Genomic DNA, 18,915 nt, shown 5'->3' with positions numbered 1-18,915 from the left:
TTTATTAATTAGCCTTACCACCTTCAGTAATAACAGATTCAGGACTAATTTGAGGACCGAATTCTTCTTTTAGATGTTTGTCATATAATGTATGTAGGAAGTTTTCTTTTCCTAGTTTTTTTAGTTCTTTATTTACCCAATCATGTACTTCTTTGTTACCCTTCTTCACTGCTATAGCAATTAAGTCATCTCCACCTAATTTGTCTTTTAATAAGTGGAATCCAGGATTTTTATTTGCCCAAGATAGAAGGACGAGATTATCTTGAGCATATGCATCAGCACGGCCATCTTTTAGTGCTTGTAAAGCTTCTGTATTTTTATCAAATTTAATTAACTCTACGTTTTTCATATTCTTTGTTAAATAAATATCTGCAGTTGTACCCTTTGTTACAATTACTTTTTTCCCTTCTAAATCTTTTACTGATTGAATAGGGCTACCATCTTTAACAAGAACTTGTACAGCAACTTTTAAATGTGGGTTTGTAAAATCAACTACCTTTTTTCGCTCATCTGTTGCGGTCATATTTGCTAACACAAAATCTACTTTATCAGATTGTAAATATGGAATGCGGCTTGCTGCTTCAACGGGAACAAATTTTACTTTTGATTCATCACCTAATAAGTCTTTCGCAAACCGTTTTGCCATATCAATTTCAAATCCAACATTTTTCCCATCTTTGTCAACGTAACCGAACGGTGGTTTATCTGTAAAAACAGCAACTACTAGTTCACCGCGCTCTTTTATTTCTTCAATTTTTCCACTTGGTTTTGCCGAGGTCTTTTCTGTTTTCTTTTCATTTGAACTACATGCAACGACTAAAATAGAAAGCAGTCCGATAATAATAAATGTTAAAAACTTTTTCATATAATATCTCTCCCTTTCACCGTTTCAATATAGAAAAATTGATTTAAAAAATGTTGTGCACGTTCTGTTTGTGGAGATGTGAAAAAAGTAGTTGGATCTCCTGTTTCACAAATTTCTCCTTCATCCATGAAAATAATTCGATCAGCAACAGCTTTTGCAAATCCCATTTCATGAGTGACAATTAACATTGTCATACCTTGTTTAGCTAAGCTTATAATGACTTCTAATACTTCTTTGACCATTTCAGGATCTAATGCAGCTGTTACTTCATCAAATAAAATAACTTCAGGATTCATACAGAGAGTGCGAACAATTGCAATACGCTGTTGTTGCCCGCCAGATAATTCTCTTGGATAGGCATCTTTTTTCTCTAGTAAACCTACTTTTCGTAATAATTGTTCTGCTTGCTTCAATGCTTCATTTTTATTTCGTTTTTGTACTTTTAGAGGACCGAGTAAAATATTTTCTAGAACAGTCATGTGAGGAAATAAATGATAACTTTGAAAGACCATTCCGATTTTTTGACGAAGCTTTTGCCAGTTCCCATCGTTTTTCGGAAGGGGGGCGTTATGAAAAAGCATTTTCCCACTTTGGATATCCTCAAGACCATTTAAGCATCTCAATAATGTACTTTTTCCGCAGCCACTTGGTCCTAAAATAACAATGACTTCTCCGGAAGATACTTGTAAGCTTACGTCTCTTAAAACAGGGTTATCACCGTATGACTTATAGATGTTTTGTAATTGCAACAATGGTGCAGTCATATTTCTTCTCCTCTCAAATGATTGAATTGTCTATATCCATCTTGTTTCTAGTTTTCTTGACCAAATAGATAATGGATAGCAAAGTAAGAAATAAAAAATAAATAAGCAACCGTATATGAGAAATGCTTCCCCTGTTCGTTCTACAATTTGTTGTCCAGCCTTTATAACTTCAGTTACACCAATTAAAACAGTTAAAGATGTCGTTTGAATAATACGAATGAAGATGTTTATTGTAGCGGGAATCATTCGCCGTATTGCTTGAGGAATGAGTACATATTGATATAATTGTTTCTTATTCATTCCGATAGATTTGCCAGCTTCTACTTGTCCCTTTGGTAAGGACTGAAGTGCACCTCTTACAATTTCGCCTATTTCTGTAATTCCCCATAATGATAGAGCTGTAATAGCAGCTACTGTACTAGAAACATCTATCCCTAGAGCGATTGGAAGACCGAAAAAGAAAAGAAATAACCAAACAAGGATTGGAATAGAACGAAATAATTCAATATAAGTTCTTGAAATGAACCTCAAAATAGTAATCTTTGATGTACGAATAATTCCAAATAGAATGCCGCCAATTGTACTAATGATGATTGTAAAACATGCAATTAATAATGTTTGTTCTAGTCCCTTTAGCAATTGCGGAAGCGATTCTATTAGTAGATTAATGCCCGAATTGCCCATAACGATTTCTCCTTTCTAACCAAGATAGTAGAAATGATAGTGGTACAAAAAGAAAGATATAGGAAGCTGTTAACATAATGAGCATCTCAGATGTTTTGTAATAAATTGAAATCAAATTCGTTGTTGTATACAACAATTCAGGAACAGCGATCGCAGAAACGATAGATGTTTCTTTTAATAGAAAGATAAAATTTGCAAATAGGGCTGGTGCAGAAATAGTTGCAGCTTGTGGTAAAACTACAAATCTAAATAGTTGCCATTTATTTAATCCAATGGCATATCCTGATTCCACTTGGCTTTTGGATATTGAATCAAGACCAGATCGAATGACCTCTGTCATATATCCACCACCTAAAAAACACATTGCAAGTAATGCGATTGAAAAATTAGATAATTTAATACCTAATGATGGTAAACCGAAATATAAGAAAAATAATTGAATGAGTAAAGGTGTATTTCGGGCTACTTCCACATAAGCGCGAACAACTTTATGTATAATACGAATTCGAAAGAACAGAATTAAACCATTTATACTCGCAATAAATAATGAAATGATAATGGCGAAGCATGCGATTTTTAAAGTTAATAGTGCACTATCTACAAATAGTGGAATTTGCTCCTTCATAAAATCAATGTCTATCTCCACATGGACAACCTCCCTTCATTTAGATATCAAGAAAAAAAGATTAATAGTTAGTAAATAAATGTAAAAAGATTCAATTTATTTCCTTTATAATAACATATAATTCCTATAAAACAAGTAGGTTTTATTTGTTTTGGGAAAATAAATGAAATGAATGTAGAAAACACCTCTTCTAAAAGAAGAGGTGCCAATCGTTACATAACCTTTTTAATTTTTTGCGGGACTTCTTTCGTTTGCAAATTAACATCTTCTTTTCGTAGCTCTTTAAAGAGTGAAGTAACCATAAGGACGACTACGATAGAAAATGGTAGTGCTGCGATGATCGCTGCAATTTGCAGTGCATTTAATCCTCCAGCTTGTAATAAAATAGCTGCGATGATCGCGATTGTTAATCCCCATATAAGTTTTAAACTATTTTTTGGTGATAAGCTTCCGTTACTCGTTTGCATAGAAACGACAAATGTTGCCGAGTCAGCAGAAGTAACGAAAAATGTGGCTACTAAAATTAACCCGATAATTGTTAAAAATGTAGAGAACGGTAGATGTGAAATAACAGCAAATAATCCAATCTCTGTACCATTTTTTGCGATTTCATCAGCTATACCAAGCGATTGGAACATTTCCATATGGATAGCGGTACCGCCAAATACTGCAAACCAAAATGTGCAGATGAGAGTTGGGACTAATACAACTCCAAAAATAAATTCTTTTATTGTGCGTCCTTTAGAAATACGGGCGATGAATGTACCGACGAATGGAGACCAAGAGATCCACCATCCCCAATAGAAAATAGTCCAGTTTTCTATCCAAGAAGAAGATTTTTCATTAAATGCTCCTAAATTTAATCCCATACTAGGTAAAGCTCCAATATAAGAACCGAGTGTAGATGTGAAATATTTCATAATAAATACAGTTGGTCCTAAAAGTAAAAAGGAGACGAGTAATATACCTGCAAGAGAGAAATTTAAGTTACTCAAATATTTAATCCCACGATCTAAGCCTGTTTGTGCACTTGTTAAATATAAAACAGCGAAGATGGCGATAAGTATGAGCTGTGTAAGTAAAGTGTTATGAATAGAAGGGAATAAATAGCTTAATCCTCCGGCGATTTGTTGAGCACCAATCCCAACAGATGGCACAATACCGAATACAGTGGCTAACACAGCTAAAATATCGACTGTTTTTCCGATAGGAGAATTTTTCGATCGATTAAATAATGGAGTAACTGTAGCCCCAATTGTGCTACCTTTTTGTTTGCGGAATGTGAAATATGCAATTGTTAAAGCAACCATTGCGTATAGTGACCATGGAAAGAGACCCCAGTGGAAAAATGAATATTGCATAGCGAGCTTGGCGCTTTCCTCTGTACCTGCTTTTCCTGTTAGTGGATCTGTAAAATGTGAAATCGGTTCAGCGATTCCATAAAAGAGGAGTCCAATTCCCATTCCTGCCCCAAATAACATGGATAGCCAAGATGGATAACTATACTTTGGTTTTTCTCCATCTTTACCAAGACGAATAGAACCGTACTTAGAAAATGCTAAATAAGCGGCTAAAATAATCATTGCGGTCATAAGTAGAGAGTAAAACCATCCAAATTTATTGAGGATAAATGAATTTAAGGAAGATGTAACACTTTGTAAATCATAGCCTTGTATCCAACTTGCCGGGGTAATTCCCCATATGATGAATAATGTTGTTAGCAAGATGGAGATATAAAATACACTGTTCTCTTTTTTTATCATAGAATCCCACCCTTGTTTAATGAAGTTAACAATTATATTAATCATAACAATTAAAGGGTTAATTGTCAAAAAATTCGATTTTTAACGTGTGTAAAAGGACTGTTTAATCGCTAAAGATTCATAACTATTGGCGGCTAGATAGTGGGGAGATTGTTCACGATATGTACAAAATGTAAGAAGAAATAATATGAAATATTGCATTTTACATTGTTGTATCTAGATTTTATGTTAAATTCTTGGATGGAATATTAAAATAGGGGGCAAGGATATGAACAAGAAATCAAAAATTAATAAAGTAATGCTTAGCATTAGTACAATGGCTCTATCGCTGGGGGCAATTCAAACTCATGCATCAGCAGAAGAAAAGGTGCCATATAATGTATTGCATTCGAAACCAGTAGGAATTGAAAAGCCGGTAGATGAGATTGGACACGTTTCTAAAGCGGAGGAAACATTATCGTTTCAAGAACGGTTAAAAGTAGGAGACTTTTCACAACGACCAGCATCTATTACGAACAAAGCGACAGTAAAGCAAGTTAAAGAAAGCTATTCAATGGCTGATTTAAACAAAATGAATAATCAAGAATTAGTTGAAACGTTAGGCAGTATTAAGTGGCATCAAATTACAGACTTATTCCAGTTTAATGAAGATGCAAAGTCCTTTTATAAAGATAAAGGGAAAATGCAAGTCGTTATAGATGAATTAGCTCATCGAGGTAGTACATTTACGAAAGATGATTCAAAAGGAATTCAAACATTTACGGAAGTGTTACGTTCAGCTTTTTATTTGGCATTTTATAATAACGAATTAAGTGAATTAAATGAAAGAAGCTTCCAGGACAAATGTTTACCTGCTTTAAAAGCAATCGCAAAAAATCCAAACTTTAAGCTTGGTACAGCTGAACAAGATACAGTCGTATCTGCATATGGTAAATTAATTAGTAATGCGTCAAGCGATGTTGAAACAGTTCAATACGCATCAAATATTTTAAAGCAATACAATGATAATTTTACTACGTATGTAAATGATCGAATGAAGGGACAAGCAATATACGATATTATGCAAGGGATTGACTATGATATACAGTCTTACTTAATTGAGGCTCGTAAAGAAGCGAATGAAACGATGTGGTATGGAAAAGTAGATGGGTTTATTAATGAAATAAATCGTATTGCTCTTCTAAATGAAGTAACACCAGAAAATAAGTGGCTCGTTAATAATGGAATTTACTTTGCTAGTCGTTTAGGGAAGTTTCATAGCAATCCAAATAAAGGATTAGAAGTTGTGACACAGGCAATGCATATGTATCCACGTTTAAGTGAACCGTATTTTGTCGCAGTAGAACAAATTACAACAAATTATAACGGAAAAGATTATAGCGGGAATACAGTAGATTTAGAGAAAATACGTAAAGAAGGAAAAGAGCAGTACTTACCAAAAACGTATACATTTGATGATGGATCTATCGTATTTAAAACAGGAGATAAAGTATCGGAAGAAAAAATTAAGAGACTATACTGGGCTGCAAAGGAAGTAAAAGCGCAGTATCATCGTGTAATTGGGAATGATAAAGCGTTAGAGCCGGGCAATGCAGATGATATATTAACGATCGTAATTTATAACAGTCCAGAAGAGTACCAATTAAATAGACAATTGTATGGATATGAAACGAACAACGGTGGAATTTATATTGAAGAAACAGGAACATTCTTTACATATGAACGCACGCCAGAACAAAGTATTTATAGTTTAGAAGAATTATTCCGCCATGAGTTTACCCATTATCTTCAAGGGAGATATGAAGTGCCAGGTTTATTCGGAAGAGGAGATATGTATCAAAATGAAAGGTTAACTTGGTTCCAAGAAGGAAATGCAGAGTTTTTCGCAGGGTCTACTCGAACAAATAATGTAGTACCGAGAAAGAGCATCATTAGTGGATTATCATCTGATCCTGCAAGCCGTTATACAGCAGAGCGTACATTATTTGCTAAATACGGTTCTTGGGATTTCTATAATTACTCGTTCGCATTGCAGTCTTACTTATATACGCATCAGTTTGAAACATTTGATAAAATTCAAGATTTGATTCGTGCGAATGACGTAAAAAATTATGATGCATATCGTGAAAATCTAAGTAAAGATCCTAAGTTAAATAAAGAGTATCAAGAGTATATGCAGCAGCTAATCGATAATCAAGATAAATATAATGTACCGGCAGTAGCAGATGATTATTTAGCTGAACATGCACCAAAATCGTTAACAGCAGTAGAGAAAGAAATTAGTGATACATTGCCGATGAAAGATGCAAAAATGACAAAACATAGCTCCCAATTCTTTAATACATTTACATTAGAAGGTACGTATACAGGTAGTGTAACAAAAAGTGAGTCAGAAGATTGGAACGCAATGAGTAAGAAAGTAAATGAAGCTTTAGAACAACTGGCGCAAAAAGATTGGAGTGGCTACAAAACTGTTACAGCATACTTCGTCAATTACCGTGTAAATAGCTCAAATGAATTTGAATATGATGTGGTCTTCCACGGTATCGCAAAAGATGACGGAGAAAATAAAGCTCCAACGGTTAATATAAATGGCCCTTATAATGGACTTGTAAAAGAAGGTATTCAATTTAAAAGCGACGGCTCAAAAGATGAAGATGGAAAAATCGTTTCTTATTTATGGGACTTTGGAGACGGAAGCACAAGTGCAGAAGTAAATCCAGTACATGTATATGAAAGAGAAGGTTCATATAAAGTAGCGTTAATAGTAAAAGATGATAAAGGAAAAGAGAGCAAAAGCGAAACAACGGTTACGGTTAAAGATGGAAGCTTAACAGAATCAGAACCAAATAATCGCCCAGAGGAAGCAAATCGTATTGGACTAAACACTACTATAAAAGGTAGCCTTATCCGCGGAGATCACACTGATGTTTATACATTTAATGTAGCATCAGCGAAAGATATCGATATTTCCGTTTTAAATGAGTATGGAATCGGGATGACATGGGTACTTCACCATGAATCAGATATGCAAAATTATGCTGCTTACGGTCAAGCAAATGGAAATCATATAGAGGCAAACTTTAATGCAAAACCAGGTAAATATTACTTGTATGTATATAAATATGATAATGACGATGGAACATACGAATTATCAGTAAAATAAGTGCTTTTCCAATGTATGTTTAACTTTACTTTTTGTGGAAAATAGTATATTATATAGATATATAATATATCGGTTATTTACTAGGAGGAGCCTGTCACAATAGGCTTCTCCTGTTCTTTTTTAGGGGGCCTGTCTTACAGGCTTTTCTTTAAAAAGTAAATAACTGAAAATTAAGAACAATAATCTTTGAAAGAGGTGGGGCATACACATAACAAAAAAAGGGATTGTTTAAGAGAGGGGGATAAGAAATGGTTTTGTTTGGTTATCCACTTGAGACAATTTATTTATACGGATTTATTATTGCTACTATACTCACTGTGATTTATATCTTTTTTGGGGATATATTTGAATCTATATTTAGTTTTGGAGGCGGATCTGTATCCATTGTTACTTTATTACTTAGTTTTTTCGCCATGCTATGTGGACTTAGTTATATAGGAGAATATTTATTTTCCTTTAATAGTATTCTTATTTTCGTGGCTGCATTTGCTATATCCTTTATGGGTGTATTCATAATGAAAATATTAATTTTAAAGCCGATTGCAGAAGCAGAACAAAATACTGTGCAACGTATGGATGAATTCATTGGTTGCAAGGGAGAAGTCATTACGACAATTCCTACAGAAGGATTTGGTGAAGTATTAATATCCTCCCAATTTGGAAGTAATGCAATTCCAGCTAAAACAATTGGGAAAAAAGATATTTCACAAGGAACTGAAGTTATTATTGAGGGAGTCCAAGATGGTGTTTTGCTTGTACAAAACATCGCTTATTCTTTAAAAAAACCAAAATTATAAGGGGGAATTCACATGACGATTCCATTAATTATTGGTGGAGTTTTACTCGCAATTTTAATTCTACTCATTTTAGTATTCATTACGAAGTATCGAACAGTTGGACCAGATGAAGCGTTAATTGTTACAGGGAACTGGCTTGGTGGTGGGAAAAATGTAGTTACCACTGATGATGGAAAGAAGATTAAGATTATTCGCGGTGGCGGTACATTCGTAGTGCCAATCATGCAAAGAGCAGAACCTTTAAGCTTACTAAATTACAAGTTAGAAGTGGGCACACGCGATACGTATACGAAGCAAGGTGTTCCAGTTACAGTAAATGGTGTTTCTATTATTAAAGTAGGTTCTACAATTGAAGAAGTATCGACAGCAGCTGAGCAATATTTAGGAAAAGAAACAGAAGAGTTAAAAGTAGAAGCGAAAGAAGTTTTAGAAGGTCATTTACGTGCGATTTTATCTTCTATGACAGTAGAAGATGCGTATAGTAATAGAGAGCAATTTGCTCAAAAGGTGCATGAAGTAGCTTCTACAGATTTAAAGAAAATGGGTCTTCGTATCGTTTCCTTTACAATTAAAGAAATTATGGATAAGAACGGTTACTTAGATGCACTTGGTCAGCCGCAAATTGCGACGGTTAAGCGTGATGCAACAATTGCAAATGCAGAGCGTGAAAAAGAAGCACGTATTGAAAAAGCTCGTGCTGAGAAAGAAGCGAAAGAAGCTGAATACCAACGTGATGCCCAAATCGCTGAAGCTGAAAAACATAAAGAATTAAAAGTACAATCTTATAAGAGAGAGCAAGAACAAGCTCGTGCAGATGCGGATCTTTCTTACGAATTACAACAAGCGAAAGCGCAACAAGGTGTTACAGAAGAGCAAATGCGCGTTAAAATCATTGAGCGTGAGAAACAAATTGAATTAGAAGAAAAAGAGATTGCGCGTCGTGAAAAGCAATATGATGCAGAAGTAAAGAAAAAAGCAGATGCAGATCGCTATGCTGTTGAGCAATCAGCGGAAGCAGAAAAAGTAAAACAAATTAAAAAGGCAGATGCGGATCAATATAAGATTGAAGCTGAAGCGAGAGCACGTGCGGAAGAAGTACGTGTGGAAGGTTTAGCGAAGGCAGAAATTGAAAAAGCGCAAGGTCAAGCTAAAGCGGAAGTACAAAAAGCACAAGGTACGGCGGAAGCAGATGTTATTAGGTTAAAAGGTTTAGCAGAAGCAGAAGCGAAACAAAAAATTGCAGAGGCATTTGAGTTATATGGCCAAGCGGCAATTATGGATATGGTACTTAAAATGCTTCCAAGTTATGCGAAGGAAGTTGCAAGCCCACTTAGTAACATTGATAAAATTACAGTTGTTGATACAGGCGGCGGTGGTAAAAATAGCGGCGCCGGAAAAGTTGCAGGTTATGCGACTGATTTAATGGCAACGATGCAAGAAACATTAAAAGCTTCTTCTGGCATTGATTTAAAAGAGTTATTAGAAGGATTTGCTGGAAAAGGAGCTGTTCAACAATTATCAAACGATAAACCTATTGTATCTGTAGTAGAAGATGAGAAAAAAGAAAAAGAAAAAGAAAAAGAAAAAGAAAAAGAAAAAGAAAAAGAAAAAGATAAAGAATAGTATAGTGGGTGGAACCTCTAGTAAGTGAGATACTAGAGGTTCTTCTGTGAATTGTTCGAATAATTTACATTTTAATATATTGTTTTAATTATTTAATTTATATAGAATGAAAAAGGTATGTATTAATTCTTTAATAGAAAAAGAGATAAAGAGTTGATACATTTTAATCGTATAATTTATATAAAGAAATTAAATGTAAGGTAATTACATTTAAAACGGTATGGAGGGGTAGAAATATGCTTCAAGGGAAATTAAGGAGAAGTAGTTTAAAAGCAAAGTTACTTGTGTCATTTGTTATCATTTTAGTTCTTCCAAGTATTGTAATTGGTTGGACGTCTTATCAACAAGCGAAGACAAATTTTAATGAAACAATTTTACAATCAGCGGAAGATAACGTAAAGATTTTAAATAATGTTATTAATAAAGAGATAGACAGTAAAAAGGTAGACGCAGTATATTTTACAAAGTTATTTAACGGAGTAAGTTACGGAACTGATCAGCTCCAAAATGTGCAAAATAAATTAGAAGAATATAATAAATTACATCCAGAAATAGAAGCAATTTATACGGGATCTAGTACGGGACAATTTATTCAATCACCGTCTATTCAAATGCCAGATGGATACAATCCTACCGAAAGAGATTGGTATAAAGAAGCAGCGAAAAAAAGCGGAGAAGTGGTTATCACAGCCCCATATAAGTCAAGTACAACAGGGAATATTGTTATTACAATAGCAAAACAAAATGAGGATAAGAGCGGTGTTCTCGGTATTGATTTAATTATTAATGGCATTGTAAATACTTCAAAAATGGTCAATATCGGCAAAAAAGGATATGTAGCAATCTTCGACCAATCTAAACATGTAATAGCACATCCGACGATGAAACCGGGTGACAAAATAGAAGAAAAACTTGAGAAGGAATTGTACAAACAGGAAACAGGTGATTTTAAATTCAAACTCGATGGTGATGATCGCAATATTACCTTTATAACAAATAAGCAGACTGGATGGAAAATAGCAGGAATTATGCCTTCAAAAGAAATTATTGAAGCAGCTAATCCTATTTTCTATAAAACGCTAACTGTTATTGGTATTTCATTAATAATTGGTGGGATTTTAATTTACTTCATAATTGCTTCTATCATTAGTCCGTTAAAACAACTTGTTATATCATCGAAAAAGATTAGTGAAGGCGATTTAACAGAAACAATTACAGTTCATTCTAAAGATGAAATTGGACAGCTAGGAGAAAGTTTTAATGAGATGGCGGCATCATTACATCAGGTCATTTCCAATATAAATACTTCAGCAAGTCACGTGGCGGCATCTTCAGAAGAATTAACAGCTAGTATGAAGCAGACAAGTGAAGCGACGGAACAAATTACACAAGCAATAGAGCAAGTGTCGAGTGGGGCTGAAATACAAACGAAAGAAGTTGAAGAAGGCGCAACATTATTAGAAGAAGTTACAGAAGGAATTCAGCGTGTTGCAGATAGTTCTTCATTAGTATCCACAGCATCTATGTATACGAAGAAAAAGGCTGAAGATGGTGGGAAGTTAGTTGAACAAACTGTGAATCAAATGCAATTAATCCATGAGTCTGTTTCACAATCAGATAAAGTTATTGTTTTGTTAGATGATAAATCAAAACAAATTGGAGCAATTCTTGAGGTGATTCAACACATTGCAGAGCAGACCAATTTATTAGCGTTAAATGCGGCAATTGAGGCTGCAAGAGCTGGAGAGCAAGGAAGAGGATTTGCAATTGTAGCAGATGAAGTACGAAAATTAGCTGAGCAATCAGGACAGTCTTCTACGGAAATTGGAAAACTAGTGAAAGAGATCCAATTTGATATAAAGGAAACGGTAAGTTCTATGAAGCAAGTTGGGACAGAAGTACAATCAGGGCTTGTAGTTGCAAATGAAACGAAGCAAAGCTTTGCTGAAATACTGAAATCTACGGATGATACAGTTGTACAAATTGATAACATGGTAGAAGTAGCGAAGCAAATGACAGTAGATGCAAAACAAGTTAGTGCATCAATTAATGAAATTGCAGCTACGATTGAAGAAAATGCAGCAAGCGTTCAAAATATTGCTGGTTCCTCTGAAGAACAATTAGCTTCAGTAGATGAAATCAATGCAGCAGCAGTTCATTTATCACAAATGGCAGAGGAATTACAAGAGATGATTGGTAAGTTTAAAGTGTAATAATGATTGTTAAGAAACGAGGTAATAATTTTACTTCGTTTCTTTTTTTATGAAGAGAAAAAGAAAGAAATATAGAGTAACCGTGTTATGATTAAGTATAATTAAAGAGACTGTATATTCTTTAAATTCTATCTTTAATCATGTTAGGGGAATGGTTTTGAAATTTAAAAAATTAAAACTACAACCGAGAATTACATTAACTATTAGTACACTTATTCTTGTTGTACTTATGCTAACGAGTTATTTATTTTATTACATATTATCTGAAACGGTAGAAGAGCAAATTGGCAAAAGAGCTTTGCATGTTGCGAAAACAGTTGCTGCTATACCAGAAATTAAGGAAGCTTTTCAAACAGAAAATCCAGCTTCTATTATTCAACCGATTGCGGAAAAAATTCGAATGGATACAGATGCTGATTTTATTGTAGTTGGAAATAAAGAAGGGATTCGTTATGCACATCCTAGGAAAGATAAAATAGGAGAAGCAATGGTTGGCGGAGATAACAAAGGCGTTTTATTAGAAGGGAAATCTTACGTTTCGAAAGCAACTGGATCATTAGGCCCTTCATTACGCGGAAAAGTTCCAATCCGTAATCAGGAAAATGAAATCATTGGTGTAGTGTCTGTTGGATTTTCAATGGATGATATTCATGGAGCGGTAGAAGTGTATGGAAAGCGTGTGTTTTGGATTACAATAATAGGTCTATTAATTGGAGTAATAGGCTCTATATATTTAGCTGGCAGTATAAAAAGAATGATGTTTGGGATGGAGCCAGAAGAAATTTCATCTTTATATGAAGAGCATAGTACAGTGATTCAATCTGTACGTGAAGGGATTATCGTCATTGATCAAAATGGCATGATTAGTTTAGTCAATCAAGCAGCCTATGATATTCTTGCGCTCGATGAACAACGAAATATTATTGGAGAATTTATTTTAGATATAATTCCTAATTCAACGATATTAGATGTACTTCAAACTGGTGAAGAACAGTTTGATCGTCAATTAAATATAAAAGGGCAGGCTGTTATTGCGAACCGTCTACCCATTAAAGTGAAAAATAAAGTAACTGGCGTTGTATCGAGCTTGCGTTTGAAATCTGAAATGGATCAGTTAACAGCAGAGTTATCTCAGACGAAGCAATATACAGAGGCGCTACGAGCGCAAACACATGAATATAACAATTTGTTGTATACGCTTTCAGGTCTTATCCAGCTAGAATTATATGAAGATGCTTTGGAGCTTATTCATAAGGAAACAGCGGTATATCAAGATTTTGTTCAATTTATTATGAAACGAATTCAAAATCCATGGTTAGGTGGGATTTTAATTGGATTCTATAATAGAGCAAGAGAGTTGAAGATTGATTTTATGCTAGATAGAGAAAGTAGCTTAGACAAATTAAGCCCGCACATTGAGAGTAATTATGTCGTTTCTATTTTAGGAAATTTAATTACGAATGCATTTGAAGCGATCGAAAGAAATGAAGAACATGATAAGAAAGTAAGAATGTTTGTAACTGATATCGGAGAAGAAATAGTCATTGAAGTGGAAGATTCAGGGCAAGGAATTCATGATGAAGTCATTACTAGCATATTCTATAAAGGCTTCTCGACGAAAGAAGGCGGGAAGCGAGGATATGGATTAGCAAAAGTGAAAGAGTTAGTAGAAGATTTAAATGGGAGTATTGCAATCGAAAAAGGGGATTTAGGTGGTGCATTGTTTATTATTGCATTACCAAAAGAGAGGGGCGATTTGTAATGGGTGAGGAGATTGAAGTATTGATTGTAGAAGATGATATTCGAATTGCGGATATTCATCGTCGTTTTACTGAAAAGATTGAGGGATTTAAAGTAATTGGAACAGCAACAACTGGCGAACAAGCGAAAGAATGGCTAGATCTTGTGAAGCCACAGCTCGTTTTATTAGACGTGTACTTACCTGATATGCAAGGAACGGAACTTGTCACATATATTAGGCATCATTTACATGATACAGATATTATTATGATTACAGCTGCATCGGAAACAGATGTAGTGAGGCACGCCCTGCGGGGCGGAGTAACAGATTATATCGTAAAGCCACTTATGTTTGATCGATTTAAAGCAAGTTTGGAAAATTACAAAAAAAAGCTTGTGCAGTTAAAGAAAAATAACCAATTATCTATCGAACAAATAGAACATCTATGGTCTCAAAGAGGCGTAAAGGGAAATGAAATAGAATATGCGCCGAAAGGTATAGACCCCTTAACTTTAGCAAAAATAAAAAAGCATATGTTAACAGTGAATGAAGAAGGTATTACTGCGGAAGTGCTAAGCGCAATGGTCGGAGTAAGCAGATCGACAGCGAGGCGTTATTTAGAATATTTAATATCAGGAAAGAAAGTTCACGCAGAGCTAATATATGGGAGTGTTGGGAGACCAGAAAGAAGATATTTTCTTATTCCTTCATAATAAAAAACAGTAGAGGATATATGTCCGCTACTGTTTTTTTATTTTATATTGGAATAACCCCAATTAAAATTCCAGTAATCAACATGACCATTGTCGTTCCAACTGCCCACAATAAAGTAAAACGTTGATGTTCACCAAAATCAACCTTTGCCATCCCAACTAATAAATAAGTGGATGCAACAAGAGGGCTTAATAAGTGAACAGGTTGCCCGAGTAAGGAAGCGCGTCCCATTTCAGCTGCACTAATTCCGTAAGTGGCAGCAGCTTTCGTTAAAATAGGTAGTACACCGAAATAAAATGCATCATTGGACATGAAAAATGTAAATGGCATACTAAGAAGAGCTGTAATAATTGGTAGTTGTGGGCCAAGAGCGTCTGGTATAAGAGTTACTACACTTTTAGCCATTGCATCTACCATTTTTGTTCCTGATAAAATTCCAGTGAAAATCCCAGCGGCAAATACGAGAGAAACAACTGCTAATACGTTTCCTGCGTGAGAAGCAATACGCTCTTTCTGTTGCTCTAAGTTCGGATAGTTAATCATAACAGCAATAGCGAAAGCGATTGTAAATAAAACAGGTAATGGCATAACTTCTAGTATGAGACAGACAAGTAAAGTAGCAGTTAATAAAAAGTTAATCCATAGAAGTTTAGGGCGCTTATGAACAGCAGCTTCTACTGTTGCAGCTTGCTCATCTGTTGTTTGCATTTGTTTTAAATATTGTACATCCATAATTCCTAAACGTTTTCTTTCTTTTTTTCCAAGATAGTAAGCAACGAAAACTACCCAAAGTGCACCAGCAATCATTCCTGGTATAAGTGGTGTAAAGAGCTCTGATGCGTCTAGTCCAAGTGCACTCATAACACGAGCTGTCGGTCCACCCCACGGTGTAAGATTTGTCACGCCTGCACCTAACATAACAACCCCAGCTAATATAAGTGGATTCATTCCAAGGCGTTTATATAGTGGGTACATTGCGGAAACAGTAATCATATACGTTGTCGTTCCATCCCCATCTAATGAAACGATAATTGTAAGAATCGCTGTACCAACAACAATTTTTAAAGGATCTCCTTTTACAAATTTCAAAATCCTACTAATGACAGGATCAAATAAACCGCTATCAATCATAATTCCAAAATATAAAATAGCAAACATAAGCATAATACCAGTAGGTGCTAGTTTTTGAATTCCCTCTAACATCATAGGTCCCATGTTTGCATAAAATCCTCCAATTAAAGCGAAAGTAATTGGAATTAATATTAATGCTACTAGTGCTGACATACGTTTTGTCATAATTAAAAACATAAAGACAAATACCATTGCAAATCCAAGTAGTGCTAACATGTAATCTCCCCCTCAAAAATGATTGCGCTTTCAAAATAAAATAAAAATTCAGAAAAAGGTTTTTTGTTTATCATAAAAGCATCTATTTGAATGGTAAATAATTTGAAAAATAACATCATTAGAAGCATAATTTTTATTTTGGTCATTTTGTTCACGGGAGTTAATTTGAATTTTTAAAAAGTAAGCTGCTCTCCATAAGAATGGTAGAATAAGATGACAATATTGAAGTGTGAAATAGGGAGTAGATTTTATATGAAAACAAGAATGGAAGAGATTTGTAGTTCTTATGAAGGAAAAATAGAAGAGATTTTTGTTAATGAATCTTCTTACGTATATGAGTGGGAAAAATTAATGATGATCCGAAAAAATAACGGTGAACTTGAAAAGGTTGCAGTCGGCATCAGTGGAAATATAAGATTAGTAAATGTAGTTGTTGGGCAGCAAATTCATACAGATACATTATTAATTAAAATAGAAGATGATTTAGTAATTACAGGTTGTGAATGATGAGAGGTGTGTAGAGAGGACTACACATCTTTTTTGTTCCATATATTACAAAAGACACATCATTTTTTCACAAATCGCACACAAGTTTTTGATATGCTCCTTGTAGAAGATACGGTTAGGGAGGAAATACAATGAGAACAAAGTATGTGATGCTTGCTATATGCTTATTCTTTGTCTTTACAATTGTAGGATGTGGTAAGAAACAAGCAGAGGCTGTGGCAATTGATGAGAAGCATGATAAGTGTGATATTTGCCAAATTGGGGTAATGGATAATCAATTTGCAACAGAAATCATTTTAGAAAATGGAAAAGCATTAAAGTTTGATGATATCGGTTGTATGTATAAATGGATGGAGATTAATCCAGGTGAAAAGACGAAAGAAAAATTTGTTCGAGAGTATGATTCGAAAGATTGGGTTTCGTTAGAAGACGCTACTTATGTATATGATAAAACAATTACAACACCAATGGCTTATGATGTCATTTCATTTAAAAACAAAAAAGATGCAGAGAGCTTTGTATCTAACTATAAGGGGAAAATTCTTTCGTATAAAGAGCTAGCAGAGCATAAATGGGAAATGAATAAAGAAATGATGGGGAACACGAAAAAGGGAAATCACGGTGGGCATCATTAATACTAGAAAAAGACAACTGCATAGTTGTCTTTTTCTAGTATTATTCAGGTGCAAATATAGAAAAGGTGTAAAATTTTTAGAAGAACGGTTACAATGGAATATAGTAACCTAAAGCAATCATCTATGTACTTTTTAGAAATGTATACAAATGCGGTGAAAACGTGCTAAACTAATTGCTTCGCTAATATAAGTTTAGATAATCCGATTAAAGAAGGAATATAAAGGGCTTATGGATAAATGTACTCAAGAAGAGTTATTGTATGTGATGGAGGAATGGTTAAGAAAACATTATCTTTCATAGGAGCTGTAGTTGTGAGAAAACAAAAAATTTTATTATGTATGTTATTAGGACTTTTAATGACGGTAGTGGCTTGCGATAAGCAAGAAGAGCCAGAATCGAAACCGGTTCATGTGAAAAACGAAAAGAAAAAAGAGAAGCATAAAGAACAGGAAGAATCTAAAGAAGAAAAAAGTATAAATTTAATGGACAAACAGTTGCTACTTTCTGCCACTCTTGGAGACACAGAAACAGCTATGAAGTTGATTCAAGATGGAGCGAATATAAATGTAGAAGGTGACAACGGAGAAACACCTGTCCTTGCAGCAACGTACCAAAATCATGTAGAGACAGTGAAAGCATTAATTGGTGCAGGTGCTAATATTGAAATTAAAGATGAGAAACAAAGTAATCCACTTCTTTATGCAAGTAGAGAAGGCTATACGGATATTGTAAAAGTATTAATTAATGCAGGAGTTAATACGAAAGAAACGACTAAGTCAGGTGGAACAGCACTTATTTCTGCATCTGAGCGTGGCCATGTAGAGGTCGTAAAAGAATTGTTAGAGCATACAGATATTGATGTGAATTATAAAAATGCTCGTGGTGGAACAGCTTTAGTAGAAGCAATCGTATTAGGAAATGGTAGTGAAAATCACAAGAAAGTTATTCAAATGCTTATTGACCACGGGGCAGATGTAAATATGGCCAATAAGGAAAATATTACGCCACTGCAATATGCTGAAAAAAGAGGTTTTAAAGATATTGCAAATATGTTGAGGGCAGCTGGAGCGAATGAAGTAGTACAGCCACAACAAACAGTAGAATAAAAAACGAAAAATAATCCCATTTAGATAGACAGAATGAAGAAATCAGTTAGCATGATGGATTCAGTAATGTGTATTTGAATGGGATTTTTGTTTTGGGAAAAATCATTTGAAGAGAGGGATAGATAAGGAGTTTTAAGGTAATAGTGCAGGTATTGTTGCATTATGGACAATATTAATAAGAAAAGAAACATACTTCTGAAAATAACTTTAATTCAAAAAGTGATAAGAAAATTAAACAACCTTAATTATAGAATATGAAAGGTAGTTGGGAGTTTGTTTGTACTATTCCTATGTAATGATTAGTGTAAAAAGGAATAGGTGAATATTAACATTCGATTAACAGCTAATTAACAATCTATCAAAA

General features: G+C 34.4%; 15 protein-coding genes and 1 pseudogene. 10 read left to right on the top strand and 6 right to left on the bottom strand.

What is annotated here, in order from left to right:
* Window positions 1-4 precede the first annotated feature (4 nt).
* The 5 genes from QCI73_RS24755 to opuD all read right to left on the bottom strand — a co-directional run bounded on the left by QCI73_RS24755 (window position 5) and on the right by opuD (window position 4,701).
* The gene (locus QCI73_RS24755) at window positions 5-865 is read right to left on the bottom strand and encodes a transporter substrate-binding domain-containing protein (RefSeq protein ID WP_353823950.1); all 861 of its coding nucleotides are present in this window, start codon (window positions 863-865) and stop codon (window positions 5-7) included.
* The gene (locus tag QCI73_RS24750) at window positions 862-1,629 is read right to left on the bottom strand and encodes an amino acid ABC transporter ATP-binding protein (RefSeq protein WP_316251589.1); all 768 of its coding nucleotides are present in this window, start codon (window positions 1,627-1,629) and stop codon (window positions 862-864) included. The genes QCI73_RS24755 and QCI73_RS24750 overlap by 4 nt, the downstream gene beginning before the upstream one ends.
* Before the next feature lie 30 nt (window positions 1,630-1,659).
* Window positions 1,660-2,313 carry an amino acid ABC transporter permease gene (locus QCI73_RS24745; RefSeq protein ID WP_048558085.1) on the bottom strand — a complete coding sequence of 218 codons (654 nt, stop codon included), beginning with the start codon at window positions 2,311-2,313 and terminating at the stop codon, window positions 1,660-1,662.
* Window positions 2,294-2,959 carry an amino acid ABC transporter permease gene (locus QCI73_RS24740; protein WP_098924852.1) on the bottom strand — a complete coding sequence of 222 codons (666 nt, stop codon included), beginning with the start codon at window positions 2,957-2,959 and terminating at the stop codon, window positions 2,294-2,296. Before QCI73_RS24740 ends, QCI73_RS24745 begins: the two co-directional genes overlap by 20 nt.
* A gap of 191 nt (window positions 2,960-3,150) precedes the next feature.
* Complete coding sequence (gene opuD / locus QCI73_RS24735; RefSeq protein WP_000591585.1) at window positions 3,151-4,701, bottom strand: glycine betaine transporter OpuD; 1,551 nt, start codon at window positions 4,699-4,701, stop codon at window positions 3,151-3,153.
* Between the two features lie 268 nt (window positions 4,702-4,969).
* Here opuD and colA point away from each other — a divergent pair, with 268 nt between their 5' ends.
* From colA to QCI73_RS24705, 7 genes and pseudogenes are all read left to right on the top strand, one after another.
* The gene (gene colA, locus QCI73_RS24730; RefSeq protein WP_353823949.1) at window positions 4,970-7,867 is read left to right on the top strand and encodes a collagenase ColA; all 2,898 of its coding nucleotides are present in this window, start codon (window positions 4,970-4,972) and stop codon (window positions 7,865-7,867) included.
* A 248-nt stretch (window positions 7,868-8,115) separates the two neighbouring features.
* Window positions 8,116-8,664: an NfeD family protein gene (locus tag QCI73_RS24725; RefSeq protein ID WP_327923682.1), complete on the top strand. Its 549-nt coding sequence runs from the start codon at window positions 8,116-8,118 to the stop codon at window positions 8,662-8,664.
* A 12-nt stretch (window positions 8,665-8,676) separates the two neighbouring features.
* Window positions 8,677-10,287, top strand: coding sequence for a flotillin lipid rafts scaffold protein FloT (locus QCI73_RS24720; RefSeq protein ID WP_353823948.1), 1,611 nt, complete (start codon window positions 8,677-8,679; stop codon window positions 10,285-10,287).
* A 236-nt stretch (window positions 10,288-10,523) separates the two neighbouring features.
* Window positions 10,524-11,561, top strand: a pseudogene (locus QCI73_RS30900) (HAMP domain-containing protein); the annotation flags it as partial.
* Window positions 11,553-12,500 carry a methyl-accepting chemotaxis protein gene (locus QCI73_RS30895; RefSeq protein ID WP_372465826.1) on the top strand — a complete coding sequence of 316 codons (948 nt, stop codon included), beginning with the start codon at window positions 11,553-11,555 and terminating at the stop codon, window positions 12,498-12,500. The pseudogene QCI73_RS30900 and the gene QCI73_RS30895, both read left to right, overlap by 9 nt.
* 151 nt (window positions 12,501-12,651) lie before the next feature.
* On the top strand, window positions 12,652-14,262 hold the full coding sequence (locus QCI73_RS24710; RefSeq protein ID WP_443756679.1) for an ATP-binding protein: 1,611 nt from the start codon (window positions 12,652-12,654) through the stop codon (window positions 14,260-14,262).
* The gene (locus QCI73_RS24705; RefSeq protein ID WP_353823946.1) at window positions 14,262-14,954 is read left to right on the top strand and encodes a response regulator; all 693 of its coding nucleotides are present in this window, start codon (window positions 14,262-14,264) and stop codon (window positions 14,952-14,954) included. Before QCI73_RS24710 ends, QCI73_RS24705 begins: the two co-directional genes overlap by 1 nt.
* A gap of 43 nt (window positions 14,955-14,997) precedes the next feature.
* Here QCI73_RS24705 and QCI73_RS24700 read toward each other — a convergent pair whose 3' ends face one another.
* Window positions 14,998-16,302 (bottom strand): CitMHS family transporter, encoded by a 1,305-nt coding sequence (locus tag QCI73_RS24700; protein ID WP_353823945.1) that lies wholly within the window; start codon window positions 16,300-16,302, stop codon window positions 14,998-15,000.
* 252 nt (window positions 16,303-16,554) lie between these two features.
* On the opposite strand from QCI73_RS24700, the gene QCI73_RS24695 reads away from it, so the two are divergent.
* The 3 genes from QCI73_RS24695 (at window position 16,555) to QCI73_RS24685 (ending at window position 18,551) form a co-directional block, all read left to right on the top strand.
* Window positions 16,555-16,809: a hypothetical protein gene (locus QCI73_RS24695; protein ID WP_327923676.1), complete on the top strand. Its 255-nt coding sequence runs from the start codon at window positions 16,555-16,557 to the stop codon at window positions 16,807-16,809.
* A 131-nt stretch (window positions 16,810-16,940) separates the two neighbouring features.
* Window positions 16,941-17,444: a nitrous oxide reductase accessory protein NosL gene (locus tag QCI73_RS24690; protein WP_353823944.1), complete on the top strand. Its 504-nt coding sequence runs from the start codon at window positions 16,941-16,943 to the stop codon at window positions 17,442-17,444.
* Window positions 17,445-17,681: 237 nt separating this feature from the next.
* Window positions 17,682-18,551, top strand: a complete 870-nt coding sequence (locus QCI73_RS24685; RefSeq protein ID WP_262725679.1) for an ankyrin repeat domain-containing protein — start codon at window positions 17,682-17,684, stop codon at window positions 18,549-18,551.
* Window positions 18,552-18,915 lie beyond the last annotated feature (364 nt).

It is taken from the genome of Bacillus cereus group sp. MG16 (assembly GCF_040459875.1).
Lineage (GTDB): Bacteria > Bacillota > Bacilli > Bacillales > Bacillaceae_G > Bacillus_A > Bacillus_A paranthracis.
This window is presented reverse-complemented; position numbering and strand designations above follow the sequence as displayed.